Annotated in this window: 18 protein-coding genes, 12 tRNA genes and 1 rRNA gene; 2 read left to right on the forward strand and 29 right to left on the reverse strand. The window is 44.5% G+C overall.

The features are described from left to right. The 14 genes from GLV98_RS17150 to GLV98_RS17215 form a co-directional block, all read right to left on the reverse strand. A 16S ribosomal RNA gene (locus tag GLV98_RS17150) occupies positions 1–96 on the reverse strand; the annotation flags it as partial. A 120-nt stretch (positions 97–216) separates the two neighbouring features. After that, positions 217–293: transfer RNA gene (locus GLV98_RS17155), tRNA-Ile, on the reverse strand. Positions 294–311: 18 nt separating this feature from the next. After that, positions 312–385, reverse strand: a tRNA-Gly gene (locus GLV98_RS17160). A 31-nt stretch (positions 386–416) separates the two neighbouring features. Continuing rightward, positions 417–493 (reverse strand) — tRNA-Pro (locus GLV98_RS17165). A gap of 4 nt (positions 494–497) precedes the next feature. Further along, positions 498–574 (reverse strand) — tRNA-Arg (locus GLV98_RS17170). A 68-nt stretch (positions 575–642) separates the two neighbouring features. After that, positions 643–730: transfer RNA gene (locus tag GLV98_RS17175), tRNA-Leu, on the reverse strand. 47 nt (positions 731–777) lie between these two features. Then, positions 778–859: transfer RNA gene (locus GLV98_RS17180), tRNA-Leu, on the reverse strand. Between the two features lie 8 nt (positions 860–867). Then, positions 868–943 (reverse strand) — tRNA-Lys (locus GLV98_RS17185). A 105-nt stretch (positions 944–1,048) separates the two neighbouring features. Next, a tRNA-Gln gene (locus GLV98_RS17190) sits at positions 1,049–1,123 on the reverse strand. Positions 1,124–1,131: 8 nt separating this feature from the next. After that, positions 1,132–1,208: transfer RNA gene (locus GLV98_RS17195), tRNA-Asp, on the reverse strand. Positions 1,209–1,222: 14 nt separating this feature from the next. Beyond that, positions 1,223–1,294, reverse strand: a tRNA-Glu gene (locus tag GLV98_RS17200). A 9-nt stretch (positions 1,295–1,303) separates the two neighbouring features. Next, positions 1,304–1,394: transfer RNA gene (locus tag GLV98_RS17205), tRNA-Ser, on the reverse strand. Positions 1,395–1,398: 4 nt separating this feature from the next. Continuing rightward, positions 1,399–1,473: transfer RNA gene (locus tag GLV98_RS17210), tRNA-Asn, on the reverse strand. 175 nt (positions 1,474–1,648) lie between these two features. Further along, the gene (locus tag GLV98_RS17215) at positions 1,649–2,092 is read right to left on the reverse strand and encodes a SprT family protein (protein ID WP_160917293.1); all 444 of its coding nucleotides are present in this window, start codon (positions 2,090–2,092) and stop codon (positions 1,649–1,651) included. 75 nt (positions 2,093–2,167) lie between these two features. Here GLV98_RS17215 and cmpA point away from each other — a divergent pair, with 75 nt between their 5' ends. Continuing rightward, the gene (gene cmpA, locus GLV98_RS17220; protein ID WP_089654570.1) at positions 2,168–2,278 is read left to right on the forward strand and encodes a cortex morphogenetic protein CmpA; all 111 of its coding nucleotides are present in this window, start codon (positions 2,168–2,170) and stop codon (positions 2,276–2,278) included. Positions 2,279–2,321: 43 nt separating this feature from the next. Here cmpA and GLV98_RS17225 read toward each other — a convergent pair whose 3' ends face one another. The 15 genes from GLV98_RS17225 to acpS form a co-directional block, all read right to left on the reverse strand. Beyond that, on the reverse strand, positions 2,322–4,463 hold the full coding sequence (locus GLV98_RS17225; protein ID WP_237417182.1) for a Tex family protein: 2,142 nt from the start codon (positions 4,461–4,463) through the stop codon (positions 2,322–2,324). 336 nt (positions 4,464–4,799) lie between these two features. Then, positions 4,800–5,375: a SpoIIE family protein phosphatase gene (locus GLV98_RS17230; RefSeq protein WP_337193769.1), complete on the reverse strand. Its 576-nt coding sequence runs from the start codon at positions 5,373–5,375 to the stop codon at positions 4,800–4,802. Between the two features lie 20 nt (positions 5,376–5,395). Then, positions 5,396–6,175 carry an RNA polymerase sigma factor SigB gene (gene sigB, locus GLV98_RS17235; RefSeq protein ID WP_160917296.1) on the reverse strand — a complete coding sequence of 260 codons (780 nt, stop codon included), beginning with the start codon at positions 6,173–6,175 and terminating at the stop codon, positions 5,396–5,398. Continuing rightward, positions 6,147–6,623 carry an anti-sigma B factor RsbW gene (rsbW, locus tag GLV98_RS17240; protein WP_115825019.1) on the reverse strand — a complete coding sequence of 159 codons (477 nt, stop codon included), beginning with the start codon at positions 6,621–6,623 and terminating at the stop codon, positions 6,147–6,149. The genes sigB and rsbW overlap by 29 nt, the downstream gene beginning before the upstream one ends. A 2-nt stretch (positions 6,624–6,625) precedes the next feature. Continuing rightward, positions 6,626–6,955: an STAS domain-containing protein gene (locus tag GLV98_RS17245; RefSeq protein WP_089654564.1), complete on the reverse strand. Its 330-nt coding sequence runs from the start codon at positions 6,953–6,955 to the stop codon at positions 6,626–6,628. Positions 6,956–7,020: 65 nt separating this feature from the next. Further along, a complete protein-coding gene (locus tag GLV98_RS17250; RefSeq protein WP_160917297.1) occupies positions 7,021–8,031 on the reverse strand; it encodes a PP2C family protein-serine/threonine phosphatase in 1,011 nt (336 codons plus the stop codon). A 15-nt stretch (positions 8,032–8,046) separates the two neighbouring features. Next, positions 8,047–8,448 (reverse strand): anti-sigma regulatory factor, encoded by a 402-nt coding sequence (locus GLV98_RS17255; RefSeq protein ID WP_160916883.1) that lies wholly within the window; start codon positions 8,446–8,448, stop codon positions 8,047–8,049. 2 nt (positions 8,449–8,450) lie between these two features. Next, a complete protein-coding gene (locus GLV98_RS17260) occupies positions 8,451–8,807 on the reverse strand; it encodes an STAS domain-containing protein (RefSeq protein ID WP_089654561.1) in 357 nt (118 codons plus the stop codon). A 4-nt stretch (positions 8,808–8,811) separates the two neighbouring features. After that, positions 8,812–9,681: an RsbT co-antagonist protein RsbRA gene (locus GLV98_RS17265; RefSeq protein WP_160917298.1), complete on the reverse strand. Its 870-nt coding sequence runs from the start codon at positions 9,679–9,681 to the stop codon at positions 8,812–8,814. Positions 9,682–9,992: 311 nt separating this feature from the next. After that, positions 9,993–10,343, reverse strand: a complete 351-nt coding sequence (locus GLV98_RS17270) for a type II toxin-antitoxin system PemK/MazF family toxin (protein WP_035511328.1) — start codon at positions 10,341–10,343, stop codon at positions 9,993–9,995. A 5-nt stretch (positions 10,344–10,348) separates the two neighbouring features. Then, positions 10,349–10,630 carry a CopG family ribbon-helix-helix protein gene (locus tag GLV98_RS17275; protein ID WP_027956786.1) on the reverse strand — a complete coding sequence of 94 codons (282 nt, stop codon included), beginning with the start codon at positions 10,628–10,630 and terminating at the stop codon, positions 10,349–10,351. A gap of 159 nt (positions 10,631–10,789) precedes the next feature. Further along, positions 10,790–11,953, reverse strand: coding sequence for an alanine racemase (gene alr, locus GLV98_RS17280; protein WP_160917299.1), 1,164 nt, complete (start codon positions 11,951–11,953; stop codon positions 10,790–10,792). Between the two features lie 220 nt (positions 11,954–12,173). Then, positions 12,174–13,196 (reverse strand): LolA family protein, encoded by a 1,023-nt coding sequence (locus GLV98_RS17285; RefSeq protein WP_160917300.1) that lies wholly within the window; start codon positions 13,194–13,196, stop codon positions 12,174–12,176. A gap of 53 nt (positions 13,197–13,249) precedes the next feature. Continuing rightward, positions 13,250–14,749 carry an NAD(P)H-hydrate dehydratase gene (locus tag GLV98_RS17290; RefSeq protein WP_160917301.1) on the reverse strand — a complete coding sequence of 500 codons (1,500 nt, stop codon included), beginning with the start codon at positions 14,747–14,749 and terminating at the stop codon, positions 13,250–13,252. 72 nt (positions 14,750–14,821) lie between these two features. Continuing rightward, positions 14,822–15,181 carry a holo-ACP synthase gene (gene acpS / locus GLV98_RS17295; protein ID WP_160917302.1) on the reverse strand — a complete coding sequence of 120 codons (360 nt, stop codon included), beginning with the start codon at positions 15,179–15,181 and terminating at the stop codon, positions 14,822–14,824. A 170-nt stretch (positions 15,182–15,351) separates the two neighbouring features. On the opposite strand from acpS, the gene GLV98_RS17300 reads away from it, so the two are divergent. Beyond that, complete coding sequence (locus tag GLV98_RS17300) at positions 15,352–16,116, forward strand: rhomboid family intramembrane serine protease (protein WP_160917303.1); 765 nt, start codon at positions 15,352–15,354, stop codon at positions 16,114–16,116. Positions 16,117–16,253: the final 137 nt, after the last annotated feature.

A 16,253-nucleotide genomic window follows, 5' to 3' on the forward strand; every position in this document is an offset into this window, starting at 1 on the left:
CACCCCGAAGGGATCCACTCGCTTCCCGCGCTCGACTTGCATGTATTAGGCACGCCGCCAGCGTTCGTCCTGAGCCAGGATCAAACTCTCCATAAAAGTTAAGTTTGACTTGCTCATTTGCACACCGAATGTGCTTTGTTTCAAATCTCTTCTATAAAGAAGAAATGTTTTGACGTACTGGTTGGTTCGTTCAGTTTTCAAAGATCAAATGAATCATGGTGGGCCTGAGTGGACTTGAACCACCGACCTCACGCTTATCAGGCGTGCGCTCTAACCAACTGAGCTACAGGCCCCGATGACATTCAATAAAATGGAGCGGGTGAAGGGAATCGAACCCTCATCATCAGCTTGGAAGGCTGAGGTTTTACCACTAAACTACACCCGCAAGTGTATCATGTTGTTATTAAGGATTTCGATGGTCGGGAAGACAGGATTCGAACCTGCGACCCCTTGGTCCCAAACCAAGTGCTCTACCAAGCTGAGCTACTTCCCGTTAATGGCGCGCCCGAGAGGAGTCGAACCCCTAACCTTCTGATCCGTAGTCAGACGCTCTATCCAATTGAGCTACGGGCGCATTAAAAAAGCGACATTCAATATGTTATCATCTTTTGTGTTTTGACGCAAGTACTTTTTTAAAAAAGTTGGTGCGGCCGAGAGGACTTGAACCTCCACGGGATTACCTCCCACTAGGCCCTCAACCTAGCGCGTCTGCCGATTCCGCCACGACCGCAAATTGCTGTAGTAAACAATGGGATGCTGATCATGATAATTGGATAATGCGGGTGGAGGGACTTGAACCCCCACGCCGTGAAGCACTAGATCCTAAATCTAGCGTGTCTGCCAATTCCACCACACCCGCATAATAAATGGTGAGCCATGAAGGATTCGAACCTTCGACCCTCTGATTAAAAGTCAGATGCTCTACCAGCTGAGCTAATGGCTCCTATTAAAGGAATCTGTAACACTCAATGATGATGTTGTTTTTTGAAGCACAAGAAACATCATATAACTTATTCAGCTTTTTGTCAACTCTTTTTTGAAAAGAAAATGGCTGGGCCAGCTGGATTCGAACCAGCGCATGACGGTACCAAAAACCGTTGCCTTACCGCTTGGCTATGGCCCAAAAAAGAGTGGCGGTCCGGACGGGACTCGAACCCGCGACCTCCTGCGTGACAGGCAGGCATTCTAACCAACTGAACTACCGGACCTTTATAAATTCAAGTGACCCGTACGGGATTCGAACCCGTGTTACCGCCGTGAAAGGGCGGTGTCTTAACCACTTGACCAACGGGCCAAAAATAAATGGCGGAGAAGGAGGGATTTGAACCCTCGCGCCGCTTACGCGACCTACACCCTTAGCAGGGGCGCCTCTTCAGCCACTTGAGTACTTCTCCGTGATGGCTCCAACGGTAGGATTCGAACCTACGACCGATCGGTTAACAGCCGATTGCTCTACCACTGAGCTACGTTGGAATAATTAATATTGTTCGTTGCTGTTTATCAGCGACGTTTTATATCTTATAACATTTCGCCCTTGCTGTCAAACCTTTTTCGCATGAAATTTTAAGTCGTTTTCCATGTGTTTTTGGCTTGTTTTGTTAGGACTTAATTAATTTAACATGTGGCCATTCTTTCGTCAATGGAAAATTTACTTCTTTTTTATATTCCCTTTACATTTCCCACATCCAAAGCGTTTCGTGTCCACCCGTCTTTTCCGCTTGTATGTTTGTCCGCATTTTGTACAAACATAGTGATGGAAGTTCCCGCTTTTTTCAGAGGGCAATGGTGAACAGTGGCGTGGAGAGCCCGTTTCTTTTAATAAAGCCTTGAACTCAGGATCGCGATGCCCAAAACCTTTTCCTTCAATATGAAGGTGATAATGACAAAGCTCATGTTTAATAATACCTTCTAATTCGACACCATCTAATTCTACTATATATTTCGGATTAATTTCAATCACTTTTTTTGAAGGAATGTATCTCCCTCCTGTTGTCCGAAGACGAGAGTTGAAGTATACATCATGGACAAAAGGCTTGTCAAAGTATTTTTTCGATAAGTCATCGGTCCATTGCTGCAATTCCTGATCTGTCATAGGAACACCTCCCTTGTCCTTTGCATACTGTATCATAAGAATGAAAAAAGTTGAATATGAAGGAGATGACTTCTTATGCCTTCCTGGTTGAAGAACCAAATGACAAAAGCATTCTTGAACAAAGATAAATATCAGATTAAAATGCTGAACCAATGCTGGTATTACTATCAGCACCTATACAAATAAAAACTACCCGGAAAGTTTTCTCTCCCCAGGCAGTTCATTAGCATTACCCTTGATTAATCATGGTCAAAGCGATCCTCTGCTTTTGTACATCCACTTGATCGACCCAAACGGTAACGACGTCCCCTACCGCCACTACATCCATGGGGTGTTTGACGAATTTGTCGGCAAGCTTCGAGATATGGACAAGCCCATCTTGTTTCACACCAATATCTACGAAAGCACCGAAGTCTACGACGTTTCTTACGGTTCCTTCTAATTCCATCCCCTGTTCCAAATCTTCCATTGAAAGAACATTGGTTTTCAGCAATGGCTTCGGTAAGTCATCCCTTGGGTCTCGGCCGGGCTGAACGAGAGACTTAACAATATCCTGCAGTGTCAACTCACCAATGTCCAGTTGTTCAGCTACAGAGGATGGCTCCACACCTTTCAATTCTTCTGCTAACTTGTCCGTTCCGATATCTCCGGTTGTAAATCCAAACTTCTTCAGCAGTTCCCGTGTCGCTTTGTAGCTTTCCGGATGGATCGGTGTGCGGTCAAGAGGATCTTTTCCATCTAATATTCGTAAAAACCCGATACTTTGCTCAAATGTTTTTGCACCTAAGCGTGGAATATCTTTGAGTTCGGTACGTTTTGTAAACTTCCCTAACTCCTCCCTTTTTTTCACCACATTGTTCGCAACCGTTTTACTTAGCCCTGATACATACTGCAACAGAGATGAAGAAGCAGTATTCACATTAACCCCAACTTGGTTTACCGCCGTTTCGACAACGAACGATAACGATTCATTCAGTTTTTTCTGGGTTACATCGTGCTGGTATTGCCCGACCCCGATCGATTTAGGGTCAATTTTCACGAGTTCTGCTAATGGATCCTGGACACGACGAGCGATGGATACTGCACTTCGCTCTTCCACTTGAAAATCGGGAAATTCTTCACGTGCAAGCTTGGAAGCTGAGTACACACTTGCCCCCGCTTCATTCACAATCATGTAAGAGGCGTTCAGCTGATGTTTTTGAATCATATCTGCGATGAATTGTTCCGTTTCTCTGGAAGCTGTCCCATTCCCAATGGCCATCAGCTCAATGTCATACGTATCCATGAAGGCAAGAATCTTTTTCTCTGCTCCTGCCGTATCATTCCTAGGTGCTGTTGGGTAGATGACGCCAATGTCCAGCACTTTCCCTGTTTCATCTACGACGGCAAGCTTACATCCGGTACGGTAGGCTGGGTCTACTCCCAGAACCACCTTCCCTTTCAACGGGGGTTGCAGCAAAAGGTTCCGCAAGTTACTCGAGAAAACTTCAATCGCTTGTTCCTCGGCCTGTTCAGATAATGCGCCTCGAATCTCCCTCTCAACAGATGGCTGAACTAAACGCTTATAACTATCCTGTATTGCTTCCTCCAGGATGACCCGGATCTTACCTACCGTATGACGCTTAATGACGGTCCTCTCCAAGTATTGAACAATCGCTTCTTCAGGAGGCTGAACGGAAACTTTAATGATTTCTTCTTTTTCTCCACGGTTAAGAGCAAGGACACGGTGGGACACAATAGAGCGAACGGGTTCTTGGTAGTCATAATACATCTCAAAAATGCCTTTTTCATCTTGATCTGCTTTCTTCTCAGATGAAGCGATGACACCTTTATCGTGCGTCTGCTTTCTAATCTTTTCTCGATATGTAGGGTCATCCGAAATCCATTCGGCAATGATATCGTTCACTCCTGCCCGGACATCCTCAACCGTATTCACTTCATGCTCATCAGAAATGAAGGCTTCTGCTTCCTTCTCAAAATCGATGTTCTGCTGTTCCCAAACTTGAGTTGCGAGAGGTTCCAGCCCTTTCTCTTTTGCGACTGTCGCTCTTGTCCTACGTTTCTGTTTATAAGGTCGGTATAAGTCCTCCACCTTTTGAAGTTTTTCAGCGGATTCAATTTGGTGACGCAAATCTTCGGACAGTTTGCCCTGTTCATCAATGAGGCGTATGACTTCTTCCTTACGCTGGACAAGGTTGGTCACATAGTTCCACTGATCTTCAATTTCCTTAATCTGTACTTCATCCAACCCGCCTGTCAGTTCTTTTCGATAACGAGCGATAAACGGGACCGTATTTCCTTCTTCAAGCAATTCAATGACTTGTTTAATTGTCGTATTCTTCAATTTCGTCTGTTTTGCTACGAGCTTCATAAGCTCGGTACTTTTATTAATTTCACTCAAATAAAAGACCTCCTTCAGTAACGTCTCATCCATTGTATCAAATTATAAAAAAGAATACTTATAGGGCTGATGCGTACCTGGTACCACTGATTAAAGAATAGGTACCAGGTACAGAACATCCTTTTTTCATACCTGGTACCAGAGAGACACTTTTCTGTACCTGGTACCAAATTCAGAAAACTGGTACCCGGTACAGAAAAAAAGGAGCGTCCACCCAATACCTACCTAGATAGATCCGGCTCGATTACTGCCACTTACAAAAACAATAAAACCCTCCATTCTACCTTACGGTTCGAATGAAGGGTTTTAATTATAAGCCATGGCAATCAGAGTGATGTCATCATCACGTGATTGACCGTATAATTCTTTATAATGTTGAGTGATTTGCTCAACGTCTTTGGAATGAGTAAACTTCGAAGACAGGCGACGGTCATTGACTCCGTCTGAGAACATCAGGAATACCATCCCTTTCTGCACAGTTCCGTGAGAAATTCTTAGCCTGCGTGGATAACCTGATAAGTAACCAGCCAACGGAATGTTGCGATTTCGCTTCCCATCCGGGTCCACCGTAATCACCCCGATGTTACCTATCGAAGAATAAGAGTAAGTACGAGCTTCAAAGTCGATCCTCAAAATCCCCAGAACGACTCCTCGTTTCCCTACCAATACCTCATTACATTTCTTGATGAGAGCTTCTAAAGACAAATCAGGATGTTCCTCTATCACTTCCATTACAGCTTTGGATGATTCACGGGCCATTTCACCACTACCGAGACCATCAGCTAAGGCACAAAGGAAAGCTTCCTCTGTTTCCTTGTAGAAATAGCTGTCACCGCAATAATAGTTCCCCTTCTTGGCTTTTTGGAAAATAGATAAATCCACCCGTTTATTCTCCTTTTCCACTAGAATACCTCGACAGATTCAGACTGCAAGGCTTCTCTCAGCTTTCTCAAGGCCCGTCTTTGTAAACGGGATACATGCATCTGGGAAATTCCCAGCCGTTCGCCTGTATCTTTCTGACTCATATTTTCAAAGTACGTGCATTGCAATATTTCCTGTTCACGTTCACTAAGGATCGGCAGAATCTTTTCTAAAAGCATCCTCTGGTCAATGTTGGAATAGCCATCTTCCTGATTTCCAATTAAATCAAGGATAGTTACGGTACTTCCGTCAGAATCTGCTTCAATCTTACGGTCAACTGACAGAGCTTTGTAACTTTTACCCATTTCCATCGTCTCAAGGATATCTTCTTCAGATACTTCTAACTCATCTGCGATTTCTTTAACGGATGGAGACCGCTGCAATGTGTTCGTTAGTTCTTCCGACACCTTTTTGATTTTCGGTCCAAGCTCCTTGATTCTACGAGGGACATGGACGCTCCAAGTTTTGTCACGAATGAAGCGTTTGATTTCCCCGATGATCGTCGGTATGGCAAACGATTCGAAGGACTTCCCGAATTCGGGATCATACCTTCTGATTGCCGCTAACAGCCCAAGCATGCCGACTTGAACCAAGTCTTCATGAATCGTGCTGTTTTTAGAGTATTTACGAGCAATGGATTCTACAAGGTCCTTATAAACGAGAACAACCTTTTCCTGGATCTCTTCATCTCTCGGGTTCTCTTGTAGATAGGCGATCCATTCGTAAACTTCCTCATTGTGGTGTTGTGATTTGGTCGCCATCTTGACCCACCCCGGTTTCATGGAGATATTTTGTCATAAGGACAATGACTCCATATTTGCTATTAATTTCAACTTTGTCCATCAGAGCGTCGATAAGAAACAGGCCAAAGCCTCCTTCGCGCAGTTCTTCGATATCATCATCTTGTTTGTAAGGTCCGATATCTTCCTTAATTTCGCCAAGGTTAAAGCTTCCTCCATGATCAGCGACCATGACTTCCAGCCTGTCCTGATAAACACCGAAACCGATGGTGATTTCCCCTTCACCCGTTTCTTTATATGCATGTTTCACTGCATTGGTAATCGCCTCTGAAATAGCTACTTTCAAATCTTCGATATCTTCATAAGTGAATCCCATCCGGTTGGCAATCCCTGAGATGCTCAGGCGAACAACCCCGATGTATTCCGCTTTGGCAGGTACCTTCACTTCAACAAAATCAAATGGTTCCATGTTTACATTCCACCTTGCACTGTAGACTCGATGTTTATAATTTCTGTTAATCCCGTAATCTTAAAGAGGCGGTAAACACGGTCCTGCATATGGACAAGGCGCATCTCTGATTCATGCTCCTTCGTCGATTTCAAGGCACTGATAAAGACACCAAGACCTGTGGAATCCATGTAATTCACATCCTGAAAATCCACTTCTACGACTTGGCCTTTTTCCTTTGTTAACGGCAGCAATGTATCTTTTAATTTGGGTGCTGTGAATGCATCCACCTCTCCGGTTAGGACGACATTTGAAACACCTTCATTGTTCGTAACATCTATTGATAAATTCATCGTAATCCCTCCCAATGTTTCCTTAAAAACGTACTACATAATTTGTTACCCTGTATAAACACTTGTTAAACGTTTCTTCTTAAAATAATTAATGTGAAGTCATCCCTCAACTGAAAGTCCTGCAGACGTTCAAAATGTTTATACACTTGATCCACAATTCCCTGTGCCGGAAGATGGGAATATTGTTTAATGACATGCAAGATCTCTTCCTGGTCGATGAATCGGTCTCCTTGTCGACATTCGGTTACACCATCGGTCAGAAGGATGATCATGTCTCCTTTTTCCACCCTCTTTTCATACTGCTTATAAGTGACCTCAGGAGATACGCCGAGTACAAGTCCCGGTACATCGATTTCCTCAAACTCATCACGGTCTTTATGATAGTAATAACCTGGTTCGTGACCAGCTGATGAGAAAGTAAACGTATGCTCGTTCGAATTATACAAACCATAGAACATCGTAATGAACATGCTTGCATCCACGTTCCGCTCCACCACACGGTTCAAACTTCCCAGAATAACACTAGGGTCTGTCCGCATTCCTGAAAAACTGTCCATCGAATATTTGATCATCGACATACAGAGAGCAGCGGGTACACCTTTACCTATGACATCGGCGACAGCGATTCCCAGACTCCCTTTTCCATCGTGGACGAAGTGGTGATAGTCCCCGTTCATTTGCTTCGCAGGAACACTCAAAGCCCCTACATCAATGTCGGACAGATCAGGTTTCACTGTAGACAATAACGTTTTCTGCATATTGGCTGCGACGGAAATTTCCGATTTGAGCTCAAGCTGCTTCTCCCGTAACGTCTGGTACTCCTGGTAAGCCAATCCATAAGAGATCATGGTTTCTAGAAGAAAGTTCATAGATGACTGAATATACTTAGGCATATCCGGGTATATTTCCTGTAGCGATTGGATATGAACATTGATGATCTCTTCCGGCGATATGTTCTGCTGCATGGAGTGCTTACTGAACTGTTCCGCTTGATATAGAGCTTGCTCATCCTCGGTCTTAATATACTCTTGTAATAGTTCTTTATAATTTTCTAAATCGAGCTTTAATGTGTTCATTGCTTATTACCTCCTTTAACGGAGCCATTTGACGACAGTGATTTCCGTACCTTCACCTTCTGCAGATACAATATCAAAGTCATCCATCAACCGTTTCACCCCTGGCAGTCCTGCTCCGAGCCCTCCTGACGTGGTGAAACCGTCTTCCATCACTTGGCTGATATCTTTGATTCCGGGTCCTTCATCCGTAGCGACGATCCGAATTCCCTTTTTATTCATGTCTTCTAGCGCTTCGAAACAGACTTTGCCTGTTCCAGCATATAAATAAATGTTCCGTGCCAGTTCAGAGATGGCCGTGGCAATCCTTGCTTGATCGACAGTCCCGAAGCCGATCTTTCTGGATATATCTCGTCCAAGTTGTCTGGCTCCGACGATGTCCCACTCCTTCTTTATATTGACACAGGATTGGAAGTCCATATTCACTCCTCCAATTCCTGGCGAAGTTTGATCAATCCTTGTTCTAGATCTAAAGCTGTCGGGACATCTTGCATGTGTATACCTAGGTCAATCAGAGTCATCGCAACTGCCGGCTGAATCCCCGTCAAAACAACTTTGGCCCCCATCAAATCCGACATCGTCACAACGTCTCCCAAAACTTTAGCAATGAAAGAATCGATGATATCAACGGATGTCAAATCAATGACGACACCTGTCGCTCCACTTTCATGAATCTTGCTCAAAAGATCTTCTTGGAACTGGATGGCCGTCTGATCATCCAAATCGATTTGTATGGAAATGAGTAAATAGTTATGAAGCTTTAAAATAGGTATCCTCATGTTTTCACTCCCTGTCTAGTGAATCTATTAGTTTTTCGATGTCTTCATCGTTGTTCTGGGTTTCTTCAATACGACGATTTGTCAATTCTAATGCTGTTTGGAACCCTTTACGCAGTGAACTCTTCGTAGGGAACTTCCCTAAATCGATGCCGAGATTCACAATCGTCTGTGCGATTTCAGGTCGGATGCCCACCAATATACAACGTGAACCGATCAGCCGCACAGCTTCAGCCGCCTGGATGATATGATGGGCAACCATCGTATCCACAACAGGAACACCTGTAATATCGATCAAAACAACTTCGGCGTTATGTTTGATCACTCCATCCAGCAGGTTCTCCATGATTAACTTGGCCCGTTCCGTGTCAATGGTTCCGATCAGAGGCATGATCGTAATATTCTCCATTACGGGGATCAAGGGTGCGGAAAGCTCTTGTAAAGCTACCCTTTGCAAGGAAACAATGTGCTCCCAGCTTCCTGAATACTCGTTGACAAGACGGTTGATGATCGGGTCGACCCAGCCATCTACTTTACGAAGGACCTCAGAAAAGTAATCCGAATCGATTTTATCCGATTGTTTGAGGATGAAATCCGTCACTACACGACGGAACACTTGCATCCCATCCGTTAAATAACTCAACGGCCACCCAAGATTGATTAAGCGTTCAGAGAAATCATCCAAGTCAGAAGATAATCCCTGCTTCTCAATACTGGAAAAAATCACGTTGACAAATTCACGGTTAGTGCTTTCGAACATTTCATCAGAAATCGTCGATGTATAATCATTCTTCTTATGTGTGTTGACTTCCTCCAACCACATTTTGACAATGTCATCACTATGTTCTATCACTACATTTTTCAGTCTTTCGTCCATTATCTAAACCTCCGCCTCATACCCTCTATTGTTCGTCCTTATACTATTTGGATATAATTTTATCAGAAAAAGACTTTCTTTAACACTATTTGCCCTCGTTCTCCTAGCAAGGGCAGGATCCGTTCCACTTACACATGAGTATCTTTCCCAAACCCTCTGTAATATGATAAATCTACCTAATAAAAATCCATAAATAAAAAACACGCCATCATCAATACCCTGTATATGCCCATTATAAACCACAAAAGCAAAAAAAAATAAAGTTACCATAAAGAGGTAACTTTATTTTTCATCCACGACGTACTTTCCGATTAAAAGTCGATCAAACCGAGGCTGATCTGCAAGGCTTTGTTGACCTGCTGCATCATCGGTTCGTCGAGTTGAGTAATCTTATCGGTCAAACGCTGTTTGTCAATCGTTCTGATTTGTTCCAGTAGGATCACAGAGTTTCGCTCGAACCCGTATTTTTCTGCATTAATTTCGACATGTGTTGGAAGTTTGGCTTTTTGTATTTGCGCTGTAATCGCGGCTACGATCACGGTAGGGCTAAAACGATTACCAATATCATTTTGAAGGACGAGTACAGGACGAACCCCGCCTTGTTCTGATCCCACAACTGGGGACAAATCAGCGAAATAAACGTCACCTCGTTTGACTATCACTGGCTTCACACCCCGCTCACTAGTTGCTCCAGGGTGTGTTCGGCCTCCTCTTCAGCTTGAAACGCTTCTGAAGCGATATTTAAATTGATTTTCGCCATTTCCATGTAGCCTCTACGCATGGATTCTCTAATATGTCGCTGTTTCTTCTCACGCAAATACATTTTCGTTGCTTGACACATGAAATCGCTCCGATCACTGTTATCGAGTTGAATGAAGCCATCCACTTCATTGAGTAGGTTATCCGGAATCCGGATGACAATCTCCTGCATGCTATCGGACAAAACCATACACCTCCACCATCTTCTCTCAAAAGAAACCAGTCAATTAGTCCACTCTAATCTTATCAAACGGGAGTGTCCATTGCAAAGGAGTGTTGGAATTTTTTCGTGAATAATGAAAGCTTTTATCCTTACATCGGGAGAATTGTCCGAAATCGGGAAGCTTACTCACAATAAGGAGTTTCTCACTTCTACCGTTCTCCCATCTTCTTGAAAAACCCTCGGCACCCTTTGGCTGATCATGCAGGGAATCTCATAATTGATCGTTTCGAGATGCTCTGCTATTTCATCGGCTGAAATTTCTTGATCCCCTTGTTTACCAATTAAGGTAACCTTTGTCCCTATAGGATATTCCTGATCCAGCCGAATCATGAATTGATCCATGCAAATTCTTCCGACAATCGGCTGACGTTTCCCGTCGACGAGAACCTCCGCTCCTTGAAGCTTACGGATCCAACCATCCGCATAACCAAGCGGAATGGTGCCGATCCACTCTTCTTTTTCTGTTGTGTAAGTCGCCCCATAACTGATCGATTCTCCGGCCGCTATTTTTTTGACATGGACCAGTCGGCTCGACAGTGAAAAAGCAGGTTTCAAGTCGATCGGTCGTTCTTTTTTGACATGTGGAGAAGGATAAAGCCCATACATGCTGATGCCAAAACGGACAAAATGATCCATCCGCTCCGGAACCCTCATACTTGTCGCACTGTTACTAGTATGAATTTCGACATCTTCTGCCCAATTCCTCTTAAAACAAGAAAACATTTCGTCCCAACGCTCTTGTTGTTCATTAAAATACGCTGATTCTTCCTCATCCGCTGTAGCAAAATGCGTGAACAAAGCTTCCAAATGAAACTCGGGGGTTTCAGCAAGAACAGCGAGGACTTCTTCTAATTCTACCGCCGTTCGTACACCAATCCTCCCCATTCCTGTATCGATCTTCAAATGAAGTTTCAAAGGATCAGAACTCTGGAGACCCGCCACTTCCTTCAGCCAATCTTTTTGGAAAACCGTCAAAGCGATGTTGTACTCAGCAGCGACGGCAGCATCCTGAGGACGCGTCCAGCCCATGACGAGAATCGGGGCCTCAATTCCTGCTTTTCTCAATTTCAATGCTTCATCAAGGAGTGCGACCGCAAGACTCTTCGCTCCCGCTTTCAGGGCAGTCCTTGCGACTTGCACATCCCCATGACCGTAGGCATCCGCTTTGACCACCGCACAAATGTCTGTCTCTTTGTCCAATCGTTGTTTCAATTGCTGTATATTATACTCAATCGCCGTCAATTCAACTTCTGCGATTGAATCTCTGTAATACGTTTCCCTTGCCACCATGACCGCTCCTCTCTCTCTATATCTTTTTATTATTGAATGAGAAGAAGCCGGTGTCAAATATCATAAAAAAAGCAGGAATATTGGATAGATTTGATGATGGACTCTTAAGAAAACAAAAAATCTCGTGAGTCCGGAGGTTGAAGCTTGAGGAACATCTTCCTAATCATAGTGATGGAAGACCAAAAAATAAAGCAGACCGTTAAGCCTGCTCCTTCCAGTTTTATTTCACCATCGCAGCTGTGTTGATTGAGCTTGCGACAGCGACCATTTCATCTTGCGTCAATTCATTACTCGCCAGCTGGTATGTCGTACCATTATGGTTCCATTCCAGACGGTTGTGTTCATAGGCTGCAAAAACTCCATCCCAAAGCTGGACAGGTTCACCATTTACCTGGACAGAGTATTGAGCGCTTGCCGCTTGAACTTCCGCTTTTTCCTGAACCAATGTGAAGTCTTTATCACCTGCATAGGTCATAATGAATCGTTTTCCTTCGTCCGTCTTCACTTCACGTTCATCTGCAAGTTCAGCTCCGAAAGTCTCTTGTGGATACAGCACTTCTTCAAGCTCTTCCCCTTCCATGTTCGCAACAGGGGCTTCTGTCGGCGCCATGGCCATGTTCTTATCGACATCAAAGTCTTCCTTCTTCATCGAATCGTCCTTGGAGAAGTTCGCGAACTGTACTTCCACGAGTGCATTCATGTCCTGATCAAACACTTTCACCATGACAGGGTGGTACGTTTTTTTATCAAAATAAATCTCCTGGAACGGCAGGGTTTTGTTATTTTGATAGTTTGTCTTCGTCTTGAACACAAAGTAGTTTTCGGAAGCATTGAACTCTGCATCCGGATCCGCTTTGATATCATTCAGCAGCGAAGCATAAAGATAAGGCTGACTTGTGTTTTGAGGCCACTCGCTTTGGAACTTGAAGCTCTTGTTCAAGGCAGGCGTCAAGACATACACGCCGCTATCGTTTTTCAAAATGATCTGGCTCCCTTTTTCATCCTGATCATTTTGAAGCTTCACGCGGTAAAAATCATCCTTTTTATGCCACACTTGAATGTTGTATTTCTGTTCTTCTTTCCCTGTACGCATCTTCATATTCGCTTCGGTCTTATATCCAGCCATTTCTTCCGACTGTTTTTCGAGCTTTTTGACGACATCTTCTTTCGACTGTGAGCCACAAGCTGTCAAAGCACCTAAGACGAACAGGCTGAACAACAGGATCAGAAAACGTCTTTGCATAAGACTCAACTCCTTTGTCTCTACTTAAGGACAAAGGGAACGTATGATATGGATCAAGAAGAAAATGTACGGAACGTCCGGGATAAACCTTCAATGACGTCAGAGGCGAGTAGGTCAACCTTCGAATGTCCGTCCTGCACGAGTAAATCAGCCGTCGTTCCATGAAGGAAACAACCATTGCTCAAGGCATCCCACACATCTTCTGTCTGCATCATCAAGCTGAGCAGAATACCAGAAAGAACATCACCACTTCCACCTTTAGCGAGGCCTGCATTGCCTGAAATGTCCACCCGCTGTTCCCCATCAGGACTTGTAATGATTGTTGAGGGTCCTTTCAGAACGAGGTACACGCCATGCTCTTCAGCGAAATTTTTGGAGTGGGAAAAAGGAGAGTTCAAGATCTCTTTGATGGAAAGACCCGACAAATGGGCGAACTCACCTGGGTGGGGCGTTAAAACGGTCGGAGCTTCCCTCTTTTCCAACGCTGGAAGGAAACCTTTTAAAAGATACAACCCATCGGCATCCACCAGTAAAGGAGTTTCTTTCTCCTCGATCAATCGCTCCACCACATTCTCCTTCTTAGAGTCGCGGCCAAATCCCATGCCGAAAGCAATACCATCGTATCCTTCCAGGTCAGGTACTTGTCCGCCATCTCTCCCTTCTACAAAAGTCGCTTCTTGCACATAAGGAGAAATCGCAGGGATCGCTTCAGGATCCGTAGATACCGCAATCAATCCAGCCCCGCTCCGCAGAGACGCTCTTGCCGTCATAGCGACAGAGCCCGGCATCAAGGGAGATCCTCCAATGATTAATCCTTTTCCGTGCGATCCTTTGTGCGAATGAGCATCTCGTTCAGGCAAGGTCCTTTTCACATCAGCTCCATCCCAAAGCCTCCTCCGGGGATCCGGAAGTTGTTTAGGTGGAATTCCGATTTCCACGACCGACCATTCGCCATAGTATGGCTGTGTGTGTTGCAAAAAGGCACTCTGCTTCGGCGCTTCGATGATCGACGTGTAATGAGCTTGAAATGCCTCAAAATCCTCTTGGCCTTCATCTGCAGGAACACCAGAAGGCAAGTCCACGGCAAGTCTTACGATTGATTTCTCGTTACAGAGACGGACAATATCCACGTAGGGCTCTTTCAGCCTCCCCTTCACTCCGATCCCAAGCATCGCATCGATGCATACATCTGCACGACCTAGAGAAGTATTCAAGTCTTCCGAACTCTTCAATAGTCTGTACGGGTGACCAGAAGCTTGGAATATCCTCTTGTGTGCTTCTGCATCTCCAGTGATCTTTGCGTCCGGAACGACTTGCCAAGCCTCCACATCGTATCCAAGGTTCAACAACGTCCTGGCAATGACGAAACCATCGCCGCCATTATTGCCAGCACCTATCAGGACGACAATCGTATGCTCTTTTCGAATGTGGCGGAGCAAGTCATACGTAACCGCTCTCCCCGCATTCTCCATGAGCATCTTCCCATCTAGTCCAGCAGCTTCCATGGCCACTCGATCCCGTTCGTACATTTCTTGTGCGGTAACAATATCCAATTCGTTCCCTCCTACCCGCATTACAATGTTATGAGACAACCTATGTAATTATGTCTGCCCTCCTATACCTCCCTAGCACTCTTCCAAAACCACCTGAGCAATGGCATGTTCTGAACTATGACTGATGGACACCCACAACTGATAGCAATCGTAGCCTTTCGCTTTCATCATAGGAGCCCCCGTCGTTTCATTTGATAAAATTTCAACGTCATGGAAGCCCAGCTTGCCGATCCCTGTACCTGTCGCTTTGGCAAAAGCTTCTTTCGCCGCAAACCGTCCCGCTAAATATTCCACTTTCCTTTTTTCATTCAACGTTTCGTAACGGATATGCTCCTTTTCAGTCAGTATTCGTTGAACAAAGCGTTCTCTTCGCTTTATACTTTGTTTAATACGATCCAATTCAATAATATCCACACCGATGCCTTTGATCACGATTCATCTTCCTTTTCATTAACAATCTATGAACAGTATACCCGAATCTTTTCACGGTAAAAAAGAATACGAAGAAGCGGCACGGATTACATTAGAGTAGAAGTCCCATGAACTTCATGCACGTTCCCTGCCCATCATATTAACCTTGAATGTAAAAAAGGAGATTAGTCATGTTTGTACGAACGGAGAGTTTTAAAGAATTTATACGGTTCTATCCGATTGTTTCCTTTCTTGTCGGTCTTCATTTCGCCTTATGGCTATTGATGGATTTTCTTCAGTTGGGCTTTGCGGTTGACTTGAAAGAATGGGGCATTGGGATGAATGCCCTGATTTTGAACGGCGAATATTGGCGCCTCGTCACTCCGATTTTTTTACACGGAGATTTCACCCACGCCCTGTTCAACTCCTTTTCCCTCGTGCTTTTCGGACCAGCCCTTGAGCAGATGTTAGGAAAAGGAAAGTTCGTCGTGATGTATTTATTCGCCGGCATTGTCGGCAACCTCGGGACGTTTATCGTTAATCCGGATGCTTATTATTGGCACCTTGGGGCCTCGGGAGCCATCTTCGGTATTTTCGGTGTTTACTTATTTATGGTCATGAACCGGAAACACTTGATTGATACCGCCAATTCACAAATCATCCTTGCCATTTTTGCGATCGGCTTATTTATGACGTTTGCACGGCCAAACATCAATATTTTCGGTCACTTATTCGGACTGATTGGCGGTTTTGCCATTGCACCTGTCATCCTGAAAAATGCCCGCCGTTTCTCATTATGGCAGGTCCGCACCCGTCATTCGCGTTCGGACAGTGATGACATATCTTTCGATCCGAATCGATGGCAGAAAAGAAAATATGGAAGAAACACAGGCAAGTACATCATCTGGGGAATCATTATCTTCCTGGCTTTATTCGCACTTGTGAACCGCATGTAACGACTTCACCCTCCGGGGTGGAGTCTTTTTTATATCTTCTACCAGACCGCCTGATGCTCAAAATAACCAAGTCACCGATGAAATTGTCAAACCTACCGAGAAAGGTTTGAAAGTGACTGATAAATACTTAAAACCCA

Origin of the sequence: Halobacillus litoralis (assembly GCF_009856415.1) — a bacterium.
GTDB lineage: Bacteria > Bacillota > Bacilli > Bacillales > Halobacillaceae > Halobacillus > Halobacillus litoralis_C.